At 58.8% G+C, this 17,561-nt stretch carries 11 protein-coding genes, 4 tRNA genes and 3 pseudogenes; 9 read left to right on the top strand and 9 right to left on the bottom strand.

Annotation, left to right across the window (positions count from 1 at the left end; all coding sequences use genetic code 11):
• The first annotated feature begins 23 nt into the window (after nt 1-23).
• Nucleotides 24-1,136: a glycine oxidase ThiO gene (gene thiO, locus AC4ANK_RS25535; protein ID WP_002551990.1), complete on the top strand. Its 1,113-nt coding sequence runs from the start codon at nt 24-26 to the stop codon at nt 1,134-1,136.
• Between the two features lie 2 nt (nt 1,137-1,138).
• Here the strand turns inward: thiO and AC4ANK_RS25530 are convergent, their stop codons facing one another.
• The 3 genes and pseudogenes from AC4ANK_RS25530 to AC4ANK_RS25520 form a co-directional block, all read right to left on the bottom strand.
• On the bottom strand, nt 1,139-4,228 hold the full coding sequence (locus tag AC4ANK_RS25530) for an efflux RND transporter permease subunit (protein WP_002551991.1): 3,090 nt from the start codon (nt 4,226-4,228) through the stop codon (nt 1,139-1,141).
• A pseudogene (locus AC4ANK_RS25525) lies at nt 4,225-4,827 on the bottom strand (efflux RND transporter periplasmic adaptor subunit); the annotation flags it as partial. The gene AC4ANK_RS25530 and the pseudogene AC4ANK_RS25525, both read right to left, overlap by 4 nt.
• Nucleotides 4,815-5,120: pseudogene (locus AC4ANK_RS25520) on the bottom strand (efflux RND transporter periplasmic adaptor subunit); the annotation flags it as partial. The pseudogenes AC4ANK_RS25520 and AC4ANK_RS25525, both read right to left, overlap by 13 nt.
• Here AC4ANK_RS25520 and AC4ANK_RS25515 point away from each other — a divergent pair.
• Nucleotides 5,022-5,354 (top strand): hypothetical protein, encoded by a 333-nt coding sequence (locus AC4ANK_RS25515; protein WP_476655266.1) that lies wholly within the window; start codon nt 5,022-5,024, stop codon nt 5,352-5,354. The pseudogene AC4ANK_RS25520 and the gene AC4ANK_RS25515 sit on opposite strands and share 99 nt — an antisense overlap.
• 60 nt (nt 5,355-5,414) lie before the next feature.
• Here the strand turns inward: AC4ANK_RS25515 and AC4ANK_RS25510 are convergent, their stop codons facing one another.
• The 6 genes and pseudogenes from AC4ANK_RS25510 to AC4ANK_RS25485 form a co-directional block, all read right to left on the bottom strand.
• On the bottom strand, nt 5,415-6,032 hold the full coding sequence (locus AC4ANK_RS25510; protein WP_002551994.1) for a TetR/AcrR family transcriptional regulator: 618 nt from the start codon (nt 6,030-6,032) through the stop codon (nt 5,415-5,417).
• Between the two features lie 361 nt (nt 6,033-6,393).
• Nucleotides 6,394-7,745, bottom strand: a protein-coding gene (locus AC4ANK_RS25505) for an IS3 family transposase (protein ID WP_095077641.1) whose coding sequence is annotated in 2 segments (ribosomal slippage) — nt 6,394-7,286 and nt 7,286-7,745 — 1,353 coding nt in all. Because the reading frame shifts where the segments join, the coding sequence is not laid out codon by codon here.
• A gap of 196 nt (nt 7,746-7,941) precedes the next feature.
• Nucleotides 7,942-9,278 (bottom strand): annotated as a pseudogene (locus tag AC4ANK_RS25500) (sigma-54-dependent transcriptional regulator).
• A 2-nt stretch (nt 9,279-9,280) separates the two neighbouring features.
• Nucleotides 9,281-10,873, bottom strand: coding sequence for a two-component system sensor histidine kinase NtrB (locus AC4ANK_RS25495; protein ID WP_002551996.1), 1,593 nt, complete (start codon nt 10,871-10,873; stop codon nt 9,281-9,283).
• A complete protein-coding gene (locus tag AC4ANK_RS25490) occupies nt 10,863-11,102 on the bottom strand; it encodes a PP0621 family protein (RefSeq protein ID WP_002551997.1) in 240 nt (79 codons plus the stop codon). The genes AC4ANK_RS25495 and AC4ANK_RS25490 overlap by 11 nt, the downstream gene beginning before the upstream one ends.
• Nucleotides 11,103-11,231: 129 nt before the next feature.
• Complete coding sequence (locus AC4ANK_RS25485; RefSeq protein WP_002551998.1) at nt 11,232-12,254, bottom strand: outer membrane protein assembly factor BamD; 1,023 nt, start codon at nt 12,252-12,254, stop codon at nt 11,232-11,234.
• A 149-nt stretch (nt 12,255-12,403) separates the two neighbouring features.
• On the opposite strand from AC4ANK_RS25485, the gene rluD reads away from it, so the two are divergent.
• The 7 genes from rluD (at nt 12,404) to AC4ANK_RS25450 (ending at nt 17,557) form a co-directional block, all read left to right on the top strand.
• Complete coding sequence (gene rluD / locus AC4ANK_RS25480) at nt 12,404-13,366, top strand: 23S rRNA pseudouridine(1911/1915/1917) synthase RluD (RefSeq protein WP_002551999.1); 963 nt, start codon at nt 12,404-12,406, stop codon at nt 13,364-13,366.
• Nucleotides 13,363-14,091, top strand: a complete 729-nt coding sequence (gene pgeF, locus AC4ANK_RS25475; RefSeq protein ID WP_002552000.1) for a peptidoglycan editing factor PgeF — start codon at nt 13,363-13,365, stop codon at nt 14,089-14,091. Before rluD ends, pgeF begins: the two co-directional genes overlap by 4 nt.
• 171 nt (nt 14,092-14,262) lie before the next feature.
• Complete coding sequence (gene clpB, locus AC4ANK_RS25470; protein ID WP_031597993.1) at nt 14,263-16,827, top strand: ATP-dependent chaperone ClpB; 2,565 nt, start codon at nt 14,263-14,265, stop codon at nt 16,825-16,827.
• Between the two features lie 295 nt (nt 16,828-17,122).
• Nucleotides 17,123-17,198, top strand: a tRNA-Asn gene (locus tag AC4ANK_RS25465).
• Between the two features lie 29 nt (nt 17,199-17,227).
• Nucleotides 17,228-17,304, top strand: a tRNA-Pro gene (locus tag AC4ANK_RS25460).
• Nucleotides 17,305-17,309: 5 nt separating this feature from the next.
• Nucleotides 17,310-17,385: transfer RNA gene (locus AC4ANK_RS25455), tRNA-Lys, on the top strand.
• A 95-nt stretch (nt 17,386-17,480) separates the two neighbouring features.
• Nucleotides 17,481-17,557 (top strand) — tRNA-Pro (locus AC4ANK_RS25450).
• Nucleotides 17,558-17,561: the final 4 nt, after the last annotated feature.

Below are 17,561 nucleotides of genomic sequence, written 5' to 3'. Positions count from 1 at the left end.
GTTTTTCTTGTCCCGAGACCAAGATGTCCAAGCAAAAAACAGTCATTGTCGGCGGTGGCGTCATAGGTCTGCTGACCGCCTTCAATCTCGCCTCCGAGCAGGTCAGCGTCGTTTTGCTTGATCGCTCGGGTGTCGGGCAAGAGTCTTCCTGGGCGGGCGGCGGGATTGTTTCGCCGCTTTACCCGTGGCGCTACAGCCCGGCAGTCACCGCGCTGGCGCACTGGTCGCAGGACTTCTACCCGCATCTCGCCGAGCGGTTGCTCGCACAGACCGGCATCGATCCCGAGGTTCACAAGACAGGCCTGTACTGGCTCGACCTTGACGACGAACAGGCCGCGCTTGAATGGGCGGTGCGCGAGAAACGCTCGTTGACCAGTGTCGATATCTCGGCGGTGAATGATGCCGTACCGGTTCTGGGGGAGGGCTATTCGCGGGCCATCCACATGGCCGATGTGGCCAACGTGCGCAATCCCCGGCTGGTCAAGTCGCTCAAGGCTGCCTTGCTGGCGATGCCCAATGTCGAGATTCGCGAGCAGTGCGAAGTCAGCGGTTTTGTGCGCGAGGGCAGCAGGGTTTCGGGCGTGAGCACGCCTTCAGGCGATGTAACCGGGGATCGGGTGATTCTGGCAGCGGGCGCGTGGAGCGGTGAACTGCTCAAGACCCTTGGTCTGGACCTGCCAGTCGAGCCGGTAAAAGGCCAGATGATTCTCTACAAGTGTGCGTCGGACTTTCTGTCGAGCATGGTGCTGGCCAAAGGGCGCTACGCGATCCCGCGCCGTGACGGCCACATACTCATCGGTAGCACCCTGGAGCATGAAGGTTTCGACAAGACCGCCACGCATGCCGCGCTGGAAAGCCTCAAAGCGTCGGCCATCGAATTGCTTCCGGAGCTGGCCAACGCTGAGCCTGTCGCCCAATGGGCAGGCCTGCGTCCCGGCTCGCCCGAGGGCATTCCGTTCATCGGGCCCTTGGCCGGGTTTGATGGCCTGTGGCTCAACTGCGGTCATTACCGCAACGGCCTGGTGCTGGCCCCGGCTTCCTGCCAGTTGATCACTGACCTGCTGCTGAACCGCGAGCCCATTATTGATCCTGCGCCTTATACACCTTTAGGGCGTCTGCATTTTCCGACTGACTGAATTCAGGCAGGCTGTGTCTCCAGTCGTCGCTCGCTGCCATCCTGCCTGATCCTGAACCAGATCGAGTACATGGCTGGCAGAAACACCAGGGTCAGCACCGTGCCCGCAAAGGTGCCGCCGATCAGCGTGTAGGCCAGCGTGCCCCAGAATACCGAATGGGTGAGCGGGATAAAGGCCAGAATGGCGGCCAGCGCCGTCAGTATCACGGGGCGCGCACGTTGTACGGTAGCCTCGACCACCGCTTGAAACGGGTCGAGCCCCGCCTGCTCGTTGTGGTGTATCTGGCCAATCAGAATCAGCGTATTGCGCATCAGAATGCCGGACAGTGCGATCAGCCCGACCAGTGCATTGATGCCGAATGGCTGCTGAAAGAGAATCAACGTAGGCACCACACCGATCAGCCCCAGCGGACTGGTCAGGAAGACCATGACCATGGCGGATATCGAACGCACCTGAAGAATCAGAATGATCAGCGTGACCGCCAGCATGATCGGAAACAATGGCAACATCGCTGTCATGGCCTTGCCGGACTCCTCGATTGAACCTGCCTGCTCGATCCGGTAACCGCTGGGCAGCTTGTCGATAATTGGCTGTAACTGTCGGGTTATGGCTGCCGACACATCCGGTGGTTGCAGGCCGTCGGCTATGTCGCCCCGCACAGTGATGGTCGGCGTGCGGTCGCGCCGTCGCATCACCGGTTCCTCCATACGCACATCAACGGTACCAATCTGCGACAGCGGAACACGTTGCCCGTCGACGCCGGTGAGGGTGAAGTCCATTATCCTTGCCGGATCAAGTCGGGTGTCGCCAGCGGAGCGTACAACCACCTGCACGGTGCGAATATCCTCGCGCACTGCCGTAACGGGCAGACCTGTCAGGAGAAACTGCAGTTGCTGAGCCACCTGACTGGAACTCAGCCCCATGGCCTGCATACGGTCCTGTTGCAAAGTGAAATGCAGCGCCGGAGTACGTGTGCCCCAGTCGGTATTGACGGTGCGCATCATCGGGCTGGCGTTCAGAACCTGTTGCACCTGCGCCGCAATGCTGCGCAGTGTTTCCGGGTCGCGTCCGGCAATACGGTAAGCGACGGGGTAGGGCGAATAGGGGCCGAAGACCAGTTGCGTGACCCTTACCCGCGCTTCTGCAGCCAGTCCCTCGGAAATAGCCTGGCGCAATCGGTGTTTCAGCGTTTCACGCTGTTCCTGGCTGTCGGTGCGCACTACGATCTTGGCGAATGACGGGTCAGGCAATTCCGGCCCCATCGCCATGTAGAAGCGTGGCGCACCCTGACCAATGTAGGCGGTGACGATCCCGGCTTCCGCCTGTTCAGCCAGCCAGCTTTCCACTTTTGCAGCGGCTGCACTGGTTTGAGAAATCGAGGTGCCATAAGGCATCTGCAGTTCGATCAATACTTCAGGACGATCGGACACTGGAAAGAACTGTTTCTTGACCAGTCCCATGCCCAGCACGGCCAGCACAAAGAGCCCGATGACCGAGCCTGCTACCAGCCATTTGCCTGCAATGACGCGCGCCAGAATCCGACGGAAGCGGTTGTAGCGCGGCGTGTTGTAAAGCGCCTGATGTCCACCTTCGATCTGCTTCACATCAGGCAACAATTTGACGCCCAGATACGGGGTGAAAAACACAGCGACCACCCACGAGGCAATCAGCGCGATACCGACGATCCAGAACATGTTGCTGGTGTATTCGCCTGCCGTGGAGCGCGCGAAGCCGTTGGGCATGAAGCCGACGGCGGTGACCAGCGTGCCGGATAACATCGGCGCGGCGGTGTGGCTCCAGGCATACGCAGAGGCAGCGACGCGGTCGTATCCTTCTTCCATCTTCACCACCATCATTTCGATGGCGATGATCGCATCATCTACCAGCAGCCCGAGTGCCAGGATCAGCGAGCCCAGCGTGATCCGGTCGAAATTCTTGCCGCTCATGGCCATGATCACGAAGACCACCGCCAGGGTCAGCGGGACGGCGGCAGCAACCACCACACCCACACGCCAGCCCATGCTGATAAAACAGACCAGCATGACCACCAGCAGTGCGACGAAGAACTTGATCATGAACTCATCGACCGCCGAACTGATATTGACGGCCTGATCCGTGACCTTGCTCAGGCTCATGCCCAGTGGCAGTTCGGCGTTGATCGCGCCCACTTCCTGGTCCAGTGCCTTTCCCAGGTCCAGCCCGTTCCAGCCATCGCGCATGACAATCCCCAGCAGCAGCGCAGGCTCGCCGCCGTTGCGAATCATGAACGTCGCCGGATCTTCGTAACCGCGTTTTACTGTGGCAATGTCCGCCAGCTTCAATGTCCGGCCCTGTGCCACAACAGGCGTATCGCGAATTTTCTGCAGCTCATCGAAAGCGCCGTCGAGCCTGATAAATACCTGCGGTCCTCGGGTTTCGACCGAACCCGCGGCGGTCAGCGCGTTCTGGTCGTTCAGCGCGGCAAATACCGTTTGAGGGCTGATACCCAGCGTTGCCAGTCGCTCGTGAGAGAACTCGACGTAGACTCGCTCGGGCTGCTCGCCCACTATATTGACCTTCTTCACTCCCGGCACATGCAGCAAGCGCTGGCGCAGCGATTCGGCGTCACGCGCCAGTACGCGTTGCGGCTCGCCTTTGGCCTTCAGCGCGAACAGCGCGAAGGTGACGTCCGAATACTCGTCGTTGACCATCGGCCCGATAACCCCGGACGGAAGGGTCATGGCCTCGTCACCGATTTTCTTGCGCGCCTGGTAAAACTCATCCGGCACTTGCGACGGCGGCGTGCTGTCGAGCAGAGTCAGGGTTGTGAATGCCATGCCCGGTCTGGTGTAGGTTTCAGCGCGGTCGTACCAGCGCAGCTCCTGAAGGCGTTTTTCGATCTTCTCCGCCACCTGATCCTGCATCTCCTGGGCGGTTGCTCCCGGCCAGACGGACACCACGGTCATTACCTTGACTGTAAATGCCGGGTCTTCGGCCCGGCCCAGTTTGAAAAAGGCAATGATCCCGGCCAGCGAAATCAGGCAAACAAGGAACAGGGTAATCGAGCGCTCGCGGACGGCCAGCGCTGACAGATTGAAACGATCATTACTCATGGGCGCGCGCTCTGTGCCAAGGCCGCTTGAGCGGTCACTCTTACTTGCTGGCCTTCGTGCAGAAGGTGCGCGCCAAGTGCGACTATTCGTGTGCCTGGCTTGAGCTGCGTACTGATGCGGGCTTGCTCGTCATCAAGCTGCTGAACCACTACTGGCGTCCAGTAAACCTGTGCTGGCTCCCCTTGAATGACCCAGATGCCCGGTCCCTTGCCTGCGTCATACAGCGCGCCGATTGGCACCCGCAACGTGCTTTGCCCGGCGCTATCTGCGCTGGGGATTTTCACGGTGATGGTGGTGCCCAGTGGGGCATTTGCCATCTCGCCCTCGAGTATCCAGCGAGCTTCAAAGGTGCGGGTCTGACGGTCCGCAACGTCCGACAGCTGTCGCAACCGTGTTGTGGCGTTGAGGTCCTGATTGCCGAACAGCGTGGCCTGGGCGGTAGAACCGATACGGGGGCGCAGGTTTTCCGGAAGTTGAATAACCGCTTCACGCGGTCCGGCGTGTGCCACCCGTACCACGGCTTGCCCTGCACTGACGACCTGTCCGGGCTCAACGAGGGTTTCCATGACAATGCCGTCGGCATCCGCCACAAGGTCTGCGTAGCGAGTTGCATTGAGAGCAACTTCTGCCTGCGCTTCGGCTGCACTGAGTCGAGCCTTGCCGAATCCGCCGTCGACTTGATCTGGTCGTAGCTTGACGCTGAAATGGCGCCACTGCTGCGCAGGCTTCGGTAACGTATCTCTTCGTCTGCGGCCTGCTTTGCCTGGGCTCTGGCCGCATTCACTGCTTCGCGTTGGGCGTTGGCAGCGAGCTTCAGGTCGGCTGGGTCGATACGCATCAACGGTTGACCGCGCTTGACGGCCTGTCCGGTATCGACAAACCGCTCCAGCACCTTGCCGGACACCCGAAAACCAAGATCGCTTTGCACCCGCGCCGCCACGGTTCCGGTGAAGGAACGGGGCTCCAGGCCGGCCTCCTGGAGGCTCGCAACGCGCACCAGTGGCGCGTCTGTGCGCGGGTCCGCTGGCGTTTTTTCGTTGCAGCCGGTCAGGACAGCCGGCAGAACACTGGCGAGAGCAAGCAAAACGAATCGGTGCCGGAGCATGGGAATCTCAATGTGCAGTGATCAGTGTCTGCACTTTGATTCCAGTGACCAATTTAGTCAATAGTCACAAGTGTTGTTTTGTTAAGGCGACAGACTGCGCAGCACCAGGCTGGATAACTGACTCGGCCCTTCGTCGGTGTGCTCGAAGCTGTATTGCAGCAGCAGCGGGTTGATGTAGGGGCGCATGACCAAATAGATCGCCATGACCGTTTCATCAAGAGGCGTCTTGCGCTCAAAGTCGCCGGTCTGTCGGCCTTCCTGCAGAATGTCCCGGAGAGTTGCCTTGAGGTGTTCCTCGTAAACCAATGTTGCCTGCCAGCGTTCGGTAGCTGCCGATGTGGCTATTTCGTACAGCTTACGGTCCTGCGAAAACAGGCGAATGCTGGCCTCAACGACTGATTTGAACATGCGTCGCAGCTTTTCCGGTGGCTGGTCCGTTTGGCTGATTGCGGCGCTGACTTCGGCCTCGATTTCACTCAGGCAGTGGGCGCAGATCATCTCGCCGATGGCCTGTTTGGACTCGAAGAACTTGTAAATGTACGCCTTGGAAAAGCCGATCGCCCTGGCGAGATCGGACACGGTGGTCTTGCCGTAACCGTACTGGCTGAAATGTTCGGTGGCCGCAATCACGATCTGATCACGAATCTCATGGTCCACCGGACCACGACCTGCTGCGGGATTGCTGATGTTTTTGCTCATGGGGCGGAGCTTACTGACATTGGAGTAAGTGGACAATAAGTGACATTGTTGGGGATTGGTCACGAACATTACGGTCTCAACGCACGCGACATCCAACCGGGGCCGGACGCAGAGCGTCCAGAAATGGCATGCCGACGCGGAGCGTCGCACGATAGTGGAGATTATCGTTGCCCAGACACTTATCGTTCCTCACGCTCTGGTATGACCCCCGAAGGTTGGACGCAACCTTTGGAGGCGTCATGGGTAAATATACAGTGCAGGCAAAACTCGCAGCCGTGAAAGAATATTGTGCCGGCAAGGCAGGGTTGAGGGATGTTGCGCATCGCCACGATGTGAACTGCCCCCCAAAAGTTGGACGGTTTTAGCTTGCCGCCTGAGCCCTGTATTTTACGGGGCTTTGGCCGTTGAGCTTCAGCTTGATGCGGTCATGGTTGTAGTAGTGGATGTACTCATCCAGACCTGCTTTCAACTCATCGATGCTTTCAAACTGTTTCAGGTAGAAAAACTCGGATTTCAGTGTACCGAAAAAGCTTTCCATTGCCGCATTGTCCAGGCAGTTGCCCTTACGGGACATGCTTTGTTTGACGCCTCGTACCGATAGCTTATGGCGATACTGCGCGTGTTGATACTGCCAGCCCTGGTCCGAGTGCATCACAAGCTTCGGCTCGTCCTGCAACTGCTGAAGCGCCTTGTCCAGCATGCTGGTGACCAGCTCAAAGCTCGGCCTTGTCGACACTTCATACGCCACGATTTCACCGTTGTACAAGTCCATCACGGGTGAGAGATACAGCTTTCGATTGCCTACCTTGAACTCAGTCACATCGGTCACCCACTTCTGGTTCGGGCGTTGCGCGCTGAAATTGCGCTCCAGCAAATTCGGCGCAATGGTTCCGATTACGCCCTTATAGGAGCGGTATTTTTTGGGGCGCACCACTGATCGCAGGCCCAGTTCTGCCATCAGTCGTTCTACAACCTTCTTGTTGACCAAAATACCTGCAGTGCGAATGACCGCCGTGATACGCCGAGCGCCATAAAGGCCTTTCTCCTCGTGGTAAATGCTTTCGACTAACTGTTTCAAAGCAGCATAGGGATCGGGTCTGGATTGCACCTGAACCTGATAGTAAAACGTGCTGCGTGCCAAGCCCGCCAGCCTCAGCAGAGCGCAAAGCGGGAACCGGCCCCTCAGTTGCTTGATGCTCAGGGCTTTTTCGGTTGCCGTCGTTTCTGCTCCTTCAGCTCTTCCAACTTTTTTAGGTAAGCGTTCTCCATGCGCAGATATTCAAGCTCGCTCATCAACTGGTCGCGCGTCTTCTGCGTATCGTCGGCGGTTACTGGTTTGGCGGGATAAGGCTTCTTTGGCATGGCGACAGGCTTTCTTCTGGCAGGAACATACGGGGCTGTACCGCTACTGTAATGCCGCTTTTCCCAAATGACTATTTGGCCGGGATCCCCGATACCAAAATGCGCAGCGGCCTGACGGAGCGATAGCTTGTGTTCACGCCTGTGCTCAAGCACTGAGCGCTTGAAAGCTTCGCTGTATCGAAGACCAGGCTTGCGATGGCCGGTGTGACCATGACTCTTGTAGTTAGCGACCCAGCGTCGAAGCAGGCTGAAATCGATCGAGAACTGGCGGGCTACCATACGAAAGCCCATGTTGTCTTCAAGATACGCTTTGACGACAGTGAGCTTGAACTGCTCTGAATACTTACCCATTTGAACACCCCCGTGAGGTCGGATTGGTGTCCAACTTCTTGGGGGCAGTTCACCAGCGTGGGAATGCCTTGCGTGACGCTCTGCGTCACAAATCTGCGCCGCGCCGCCTATTCAGGATAGGACGCAGAGCGTCCAGAAACGCAAGCCGACGCGGAGCGTCGCACGATAGTCGGTCAGGCTGTGCCGTACGGAGCGCTCAATCCAGGCCCAGTTTCTTCAGCCGGTAACGCAGCGATCTGAAGGACAAGCTGAGCCTTTCTGCCGCTGCGGTACGGTTCCAGCGGGTTTCTTCCAGGGCCTGCAGAATCAGCTTGCGCTCGATGCTTTCGAGGTAGTCTTCAAGGTTGTCGATGTCGGCCAGGCTAGGACCGCTGTGCTCCTGGGGGCTGGCGGACTCTGCAAGGCGCAGGTCGCTGGCATGGATTTCATCGTTTTCACAGAGCGTGTAGGCGCGCTCCAGCATGTTTTCCAGTTCGCGCACGTTACCGGGGAATCGGTAGCTCTTCAGCGTGTCCAGCGCCTGCGCATTCAGGCGCGCCACCGGTTGCGTGCCATTGCCAGCAAGTCGCTTTAGAACACTGGCTGCCAGTTGATCGATGTCCTCGCGCCGCTCGCGCAATGAGGGGACGCGCACTTCGATCACGTTCAACCGGTAATACAGATCCTGACGGAAACGGCCTGCCGCAACCTCTGCATTAAGGTTCTTGTGCGTGGCGCACAGAATGCGTACGTCCACAATCTGCTCTTGCTGGCTGCCTACACTGCGGATTGATTTTTCCTGGATGGCTCGCAACAGTTTTACCTGCATGGCCAGCGGCAGGTCGGCCACTTCGTCGAGAAACAGCGTTCCGGTATGTGCCGCCTGAAACAGACCAAGCTTGTCTTCGTGGGCACCGCTGAAACTGCCCTTGCGATGGCCAAAGAATTCACTCTCCATCAGCTCGGAAGGAATGGCCCCGCAATTCACCGGTATGAACGGTTTATCGATGCGCGGACCCTGCTCGTGGATCAGCCGCGCTACAAGCTCCTTGCCGCTGCCCGATTCGCCGCTGATGTAGATCGGCGCCTGGCTGCGGGCCAGCTTGCCGATCTGGTTGCGCAAGGTACGCATCGCCAGCGAGTCGCCCAGCAGGCGGCTGTCGATGCTGCGGGCTGGCTGGGCGCAAGGCAGGCTCAGCGCACTATTGACCAGTTCGCGCAGCCTGCCGAGGTCGACCGGCTTGGTCACAAAATCGAAAGCCCCGGCTTGAGCGCATTAATCGCGGTGTCCAGGTTGCCGTGGGCAGTGATCATCGCCACCGGCACATGAGGGTAGCCGTGCTGGATATGCTGCACCAGCTCAAGGCCATTGCCGTCGGGCAGACGCATGTCGGTCAGGCACATATCGAACGGCTCGCGGGCCAGCCAGTCGTGGGCCTCGGCAACATTGCGGGCGCATCGGGTGTCGAGTTTCATGCGCCCCAGAGTGATCTCCAGCAGTTCGCGGATATCCGGCTCGTCATCGACTATCAGGATTTTTTGCCGTTGGCTCATGCTCAGCTCGTTTTGAACGGGTGGGCGAAGGTTATGCGCAGGCAACTCCCGCCACCTTGCCGCGGGACGTATTCCAGGTGCGCCTGATTGCTTTCGCAAAGCTCGCGTGACAGATATAGACCAAGACCGGTGCCTTTGCTTTCCGTGGTGAAAAACGGCTCGAACAGCTTGGCCAAATGTTGCTCGCTGACCCCTGGCCCGTCGTCCTGTACTTCCAGAATGGGCAAATCGCTTTGTCGGTCGTGATGCAGCTTCAGCCAGACCTGCGCTGACGAATGATTTCTGCCGCTGTAGCGCAGGCCGTTCTGTAGCAGGTTGGTCATGATCTGGGTCAGTTGCCCGGAATCCATGCGGGTTGTCAGCGTGCCGGGGCTTATGTCGACATGAATCGACTGATTGGGCGCAGAGGAACTGCGAAATTCAGTGACAAAGTGTTCCAGCCAGGTTTTCAGATCGAGCAGTTCGGGCTGCGCTTCGCGTCTGCGCGACAATTGCAGAACATTTTCGATGACCCGATCAATACGCCCCGACTGGTCATGAATGATCTGCCCCAGGCGTCGGTCCGCTGCGCTGAGTTCTTCAGATTCGTTGAGTAACTGTGCGGCATGGCTGACTGCGCCCAGCGGGTTGCGTATCTCGTGGGCAATCCCGGCGGTCAGGCGTCCCAGCGCGGCGAGCTTGAGCTGCTGCGCCTGATGGGTAATCTGCGACAGGTCTTCAAGAAAGATCAGCGTCTGGCGCTGATCGCCACGATTGAGTGCGGCAAAGCTCGGTTGCAGCACCGGCCCGATGGGTGAAGTCGTGACGCTGCGCGGCACCATGATCGGGTTGACGAGCCACTGGCGCAGGCGTTCCACCAACTGCGGCGAGTAAGCGTCGATAACCTGGCCGACCAGTCGCTCGTGGCCCAGTAGGGTAAGGGCACCTTGATTGGCCAGCAGCACCTGACGGTTGGCATCCAGTACCAGAATGCCGGTACGCATGCGTTGCAGGATCAGCGCGTTGAGTTCTTCAAGGCTGTCGACATCCGCTGCACGCTGTTCGGCCAGCACTTCGCTGACCTGCATGCGCGCTGTCAGCGCCTGCACCAGCATTGCGGCGGCGAAGCACAGGGCACCCAGAGAGCCAGCCTGCACGTAGTCGTTGGAAACCGACGGTGTACCGAAGCTGATATAGAACGTCAGGTAGATGATGCCGATGGCAGAAACGGCGGCGATCAGCAAACCGATACGGCCCCGCAGCAATACATTGCTGATTGCTACGGAAGCAATCAACAGATTGCCGATGCCGCTGGAAGGGCCACCCGCCGCGTAGAACAGCGCAGAGAGCATGATTGCGTCAGTCATTGCCAGACTGAACAGCTGCGCCTGACGGCTGGGACGCTCCAGCAGCACGACGACCAGAATGTTGAACACCAGATACAGCCAGCAACCCGAGCGGAACAGGTTTGGATTGGCCAGTTGCAACAGTTCGGTTTCCAGACTGCTGGAAATCAGCAGGACCAGTACCACGCCGATGGTCAGTCGATAAAGGTGGTAAAGCCGCAGAATCCTTTGCGCCTGTGGGCTGGCAAGCGAGGGCGTGTCAGCGGTCACGTGCCGCAGGGCCTTCCAGGCGGTGTGCCTCGCTGCAATACCATTGCTGTGCCTGGCTCAGCGCGCGATCCTGAGGGAGATGAACGCCACAGTGTGCGCAGCGCACCATCGGGGTGGCCGCTATTTCAGGCGGCTCGGCACGGGACTTCGGCTTGGGGGGATTGATCAGGCGCTTGACGAACCAGATCACCGCCGCGATCAACGCGGCCCACATGAGTAAGCGAACCATGACTACCAGCTTAGTGATTGACGATGGCGCAGTGTAGCCAAGGTACAGTCAGGCGCACAGTGGCTGCGGCGCATAAATGTGCTGCATAAAAAAAGAGGCCCGAAGGCCTCTTTCTTAATGCCGTGAAGATCAGTCGAACAGACCCAGGGTCATGTAGCTGAACCACGAACGGCTCTTGGTGCCGTTCGCTTCGGCATCTTTTTCCGCCTGCTCGTCCAGCTCTGCCTGATTTTCCGGCAACAGCTCTTTCGGAATGGCGTCCTTGGCGTCCTGATACTGCTTCTTGATGTCCTGATCGGCACGTGTCTGGCCCGGTGGCAGCGGTGCGCTACCGTCGATCAGACCAAGGGTCGCTTTCGACAGCCACGAGCGGTTGTCGGCTTCGGCCTGACGCGGGGTGAACTTGCCGTCAGCCAATTGCGGGTGGTTCGGGTAGTTGGTTTTGAGCACTTCAAGGCTGGTGGCTGCCAGATCGTCGAGGTGCAGACGCTGATAGGACTCGACCATCACGGCCAGACCGTCACCTACCGATGGCGTCTCCTGGAAGTTTTCCACGACATAGCGGCCACGGTTGGCGGCGGCGACATAGGCCTGACGGGTCAGGTAGTAGTCGGCTACGTGAATTTCGTAGGAGGCCAGCAGGTTGCGCAGGTAGATCATGCGCTGCTTGGCATCCGGCGAATAGCGGCTGTTCGGGAAGCGGCTGGTCAGCTGAGCGAACTCGTTGAACGAGTCGCGGGCAGCGCCCGGGTCACGTTTGGTCTGGTCCAGCGGCAGGAAGCGCGCCAGCAGGCCGACGTCCTGATCGAAGGAGGTCAGGCCCTTCATGTAATACGCGTAATCGACGTTCGGGTGTTGCGGATGCAGACGGATGAAACGCTCGGCAGCGGATTTGGCTGCTTCGGGTTCACCGTTCTTGTAGTTCGAGTAGATCAACTCGAGCTGGGCCTGATCAGCGTAGCGACCGAACGGATAGCGTGATTCCAGCGCCTTGAGTTTCTCAGTGGCACTGTTATAGCTGTTATTTCCCAGGTCGGCCTGCGCCTGCTGGTACAGCTCGACTTCGCTGAGGTTTTCGTCGATGACTTCCTTCGACGAACAGGCCGCAGTCAATGCGAGGATGGCGATCAGCAGCAGGTGTTTCACTTGCATGGCGGCTTGCGTCCCTATAACGGCCTGCTGTCTTGGGCGGGGCCGTCCTGTTATGATGAGCGCCCCGCGATACCGGCGGGACAAAAGACGCCGTATTTAACCACAAGCGCGCTGCCGAAACCAAAGGCTAGCCGCCACCTAGTCTGGTCATGTCCGAAAATATAGAACTCCGCGCAGAGGTGCCGTCCGAATTGGGCGGTCAACGCCTCGATCAAGTCGCCGCACAATTATTCGCTGAGCACTCGCGCTCGCGCCTTTCCGCCTGGATCAAGGACGGCCGCCTGACTGTGGACGGAGGCGTATTGCGCCCCCGCGACATCGTGCATGGTGGCGCTGTTCTCGAGCTGATTGCCGAGCAGGAGGCCCAGGGTGAATGGGTTGCTCAGGACATCGAGCTCGACATCATCTATGAAGACGACCAGATCCTCGTCATCAACAAGCCGGCGGGTCTGGTGGTGCATCCGGCTGCCGGTCATGCCGACGGCACGCTGCTCAATGCCTTGCTGCACCATGTGCCGGACATCATCAATGTTCCGCGCGCCGGCATCGTGCATCGTCTGGACAAGGACACCACTGGTCTGATGGTTGTCGCCAAGACCATTCAGGCACAGACCCAACTGGTTACCCAGTTGCAGAGTCGCAGTGTCAGCCGTATCTACGAGTGCATCGTGATTGGCGTGGTGACCGCAGGCGGCAAGATCGACGCACCGATCGGCCGTCACGGCCAGCAGCGCCAGCGCATGGCGGTGATGGAGGGCGGCAAGCAGGCGGTCAGTCATTACCGCGTGCTGGAGCGCTTCCGTTCGCACACCCATGTACGGGTCAAGCTGGAAACCGGGCGTACCCACCAGATTCGCGTGCACATGGCGCATATCAACTATCCGTTGGTCGGCGACCCTGCCTACGGCGGTCGTTTCCGTATTCCGCCAGCGGCCAGCCTGACCATGGTCGATTCGCTCAAGACCTTCCCGCGGCAGGCGTTGCATGCCCGCTTCCTGGAGCTGGATCATCCGACCACCGGTAAACGCATGAGCTGGGAATCGCCATTGCCGGACGATTTCGTCTGGTTGCTGTCCCTGCTCAAGCAGGATCGCGAGGCGTTCATCGGGTGAATGACTGGCTGATACCTGACTGGCCTGCGCCAGCACAGATCAAGTCCTGCGTTACCACTCGCTCGGGTGGGGTCAGCCTGGCCCCGTTCGACAGCTTCAATCTGGGCGATCACGTCGATGACAGCCCGCAGGCCGTGGCGAGCAATCGCCAGCGCCTGACCGCCAGTCTCAAGGCTCAGCCCGCCTGGTTGAAGCAGGTGCATGGCGTAGACGTTGTACCTGCCGATCCATCCCGTGTCGTCGAGGCCGATGCCAGCTGGACGAGCACGCCAGGCGTGGCCTGCACCATCATGACCGCCGACTGCCTGCCCGCGCTGTTCTGTCGTCGTGACGGTACGCGTGTGGCTGCCGCGCATGCCGGCTGGCGCGGGCTGGCGGCCGGGGTGCTGGAAGCGACGGCCGACAGCCTGCAGAGTGCTCCCGAAGACATTATGGTCTGGCTGGGGCCGGCCATCGGCCAGCCGTCGTTCGAAGTCGGCCCCGAGGTGCGCGAGGCCTTTACCGCCAGCCACCCGCAGACAGCCGCTGCGTTTGTCCCAAGTTCGAATCCTGATCGTTTCATGGCCGACATCTATGCGCTCGCCCGGTTACGACTGGCAGCCCAAGGTATCTCTGCCGTGTACGGCGGCGGGCTGGATACCTTCACCGACCCGCGCTTCTTTTCCTACAGGCGTGCCACGCGCACTGGCCGCTTCGCTTCGCTGATATGGACCGAACACGCCTGATTGCCGGGCTGTTTTGCACATTCCAGCTAGACTTGCCTGAACACTCGTCTGATCTGTATCAACCCCGGCCCGCTTGAAACGCGCAGAATCGTCCGCATCTAACTGGCTATTCAGCAGGTTTTCTTTATAGGTGTGTTCATTGCTCCGGCCTGCATTAAAGGAAGGTGACTAATGCGTATCGACAGATTGACCAGTAAATTACAGTTAGCGTTATCCGATTCCCAGTCGCTGGCCGTTGGCCTCGACCATCCCGCCATCGAACCTGCGCACTTGATGCAGGCGCTGCTTGAGCAGCAGGGCGGTTCCATCAAGCCTCTGCTGTTGCAGGTAGGCTTCGACATCAACAGCCTGCGCAAGGAACTGAGTGCAGAGCTGGACCGCCTGCCAAAAATCCAGAACCCCACTGGCGACGTCAACATGTCGCAGGATCTTGCGCGCCTGCTTAACCAGGCCGACCGTCTGGCACAGCAGAAAGGCGATCAATTCATTTCCAGCGAGCTGGTGCTGCTCGCGGCAATGGACGAGAACAGCAAGCTCGGCAAATTGTTGCTGGGGCAGGGCGTCAGCAAGAAAGCCCTGGAAAACGCCATCAACAACCTGCGCGGCGAAGGTGCCGTGAATGACCCTAACGTCGAAGAGTCGCGTCAGGCGCTGGACAAGTACACCGTCGACCTGACCAAGCGCGCCGAAGAGGGCAAGCTCGACCCGGTGATCGGTCGTGATGACGAGATTCGTCGCACCATTCAGGTCCTGCAACGCCGTACCAAGAACAACCCGGTGCTGATCGGTGAGCCTGGCGTGGGTAAAACCGCTATCGCCGAAGGCCTGGCGCAACGCATCATCAACGGCGAAGTGCCGGATGGCCTGCGCGGCAAACGCTTGCTGTCGCTGGACATGGGCGCATTGATTGCCGGTGCCAAGTACCGTGGTGAGTTCGAAGAGCGCCTGAAATCGCTGCTCAACGAACTGTCCAAGCAGGAAGGCCAGATCATCCTGTTCATCGACGAACTGCACACCATGGTCGGCGCCGGCAAAGGCGAAGGCTCGATGGACGCTGGCAATATGCTCAAGCCTGCGTTGGCTCGCGGCGAGCTGCATTGTGTCGGTGCCACCACGCTCAACGAGTACCGCCAATATATAGAGAAGGACGCTGCACTTGAGCGTCGCTTCCAGAAAGTGCTGGTGGACGAGCCAAGTGAAGAAGACACCATCGCAATCCTGCGCGGCCTGAAAGAGCGCTATGAAGTGCACCATAAGGTCGCCATTACTGACGGTGCGATCATCGCCGCGGCCAAGCTGAGCCATCGCTATATCACCGATCGCCAGTTGCCCGACAAGGCCATCGACCTGATCGACGAAGCCGCCAGCCGCATTCGTATGGAGATCGATTCCAAGCCTGAAGTGCTTGATCGTCTTGAGCGTCGCCTGATCCAGCTGAAAGTGGAAGCTCAGGCGCTCAAGAAGGAAAAGGATGAAGCGGCTATCAAGCGTCTGGAAAAACTCCAGGAAGAAGTGGTGCGCCTTGAGAAGGAATATGCCGACCTCGAAGAAATCTGGACCTCGGAAAAAGCTGAAGTAACGGGTTCTGCACAGATCCAGCAGAAAATAGAGCAGTCCCGTCAGGAACTGGAAGCGGCGCGTCGTCGTGGCGACCTGAACCGCATGGCCGAGTTGCAGTACGGGATCATTCCGGACCTGGAACGCAGCCTGCAAATGGTCGATCAGCACGGCAAACCCGAGAACCAATTGCTGCGCAGCAAAGTGACCGAGGAAGAAATTGCCGAAGTCGTGTCAAAGTGGACCGGTATTCCCGTGTCGAAAATGCTGGAAGGCGAGCGCGAGAAGCTGTTGCGCATGGAAACCCTGCTGCACAACCGGGTAATCGGTCAGGAAGAAGCGGTGGTCGCGGTCTCCAATGCCGTACGTCGTTCGCGTGCAGGGCTTTCCGACCCGAATCGTCCAAGCGGTTCGTTCATGTTCCTCGGTCCGACCGGTGTGGGTAAGACCGAACTCTGCAAGGCGCTTGCCGAATTCCTGTTCGATACCGAAGAGGCGATGGTGCGTATCGATATGTCCGAGTTCATGGAGAAACATTCCGTGGCTCGTCTGATCGGCGCACCACCGGGCTATGTCGGTTACGAAGAGGGCGGCTACCTGACCGAAGCTGTGCGTCGCAAGCCGTACTCGCTGATCCTGCTCGATGAGGTCGAGAAGGCACATTCCGACGTGTTCAACATCCTGTTGCAGGTGCTTGAAGACGGGCGCCTGACTGACAGCCACGGGCGGACGGTGGACTTCCGCAATACCGTGATCGTCATGACCTCCAACCTGGGCTCGGCCCAGATCCAGGAACTGGTCGGTGATCGTGAGGCGCAACGTGCTGCGGTGATGGATGCGGTGGGTACGCACTTCCGTCCGGAATTTGTGAACCGGATTGACGAAGTGGTGATCTTCGAACCGCTGGCGCGTGACCAGATCGCCGGTATCACTGATATCCAGCTGGGCCGCCTACGCAAGCGTCTGGCCGAGCGCGAGCTGGCGCTGACCCTGAGCCCCGAGGCGCTGGACAAGCTGATTGCCGTCGGTTACGACCCGGTCTATGGAGCACGGCCGCTGAAGCGGGCGATCCAGCGCTGGATCGAGAACCCGCTGGCTCAGATGATCCTCTCGGGCAGCTTCATGCCCGGCAGCACCATCACTGGCAAGGTCGTCGACGACGAGATCGTGTTTGCCTGATAGCGCTCGCCAGCTCTATATAGAGGGCCCTCTCGCCGAGGGCCTTTTTTCTGAGGATGCTGCCAGCAGTAAAATCGGGCCTGAAAGGGGCTCTGGGAAAAAATCGCAAATCATTGTCTTAAAAAGCAATTTATAGGGTTGACAGGTGTTTTTAAAATTGTAGAATAGCGCGCCTCAGAGACGTGAACGCAACGATACAAACGAAGCGCAAAGGTCGATGAGATTGAAATCAACGAGTTAACAGCACGCTGGTTTCAAGGCAACAGGTTGTAAAGTTGAATCTGAAATCGATAGTTCCGCGATAGCTCAGTTGGTAGAGCAAGTGACTGTTAATCACTGGGTCCCTGGTTCGAGTCCAGGTCGTGGAGCCAGATTTCGCAAGGTTCAATGAAGTTTCAGTCGGGGTATAGCGCAGTCCGGTAGCGCGCCTGCTTTGGGAGCAGGATGTCAGGAGTTCGAATCCCCTTACCCCGACCATATTTGGGTCGTTAGCTCAGTTGGTAGAGCAGTTGGCTTTTAACCAATTGGTCGTAGGTTCGAATCCCACACGACCCACCATTTTTGGTTCCAAGGTTCACCTTGGAGCCGAATCTTAAAGATCTGATGCCACTCGTATCAGGTCGCAGGCAGCTGGTTGAGGTGCCTTGATTTACCGGGGTATAGCGCAGTCCGGTAGCGCGCCTGCTTTGGGAGCAGGATGTCAGGAGTTCGAATCCCCTTACCCCGACCAAATA

It is taken from the genome of Pseudomonas sp. Pmew2 (assembly GCF_058129885.1).
The sequence above is the reverse complement of the archived record's forward strand: the minus strand, read 5'-3'. Positions and strand labels throughout refer to the sequence as shown.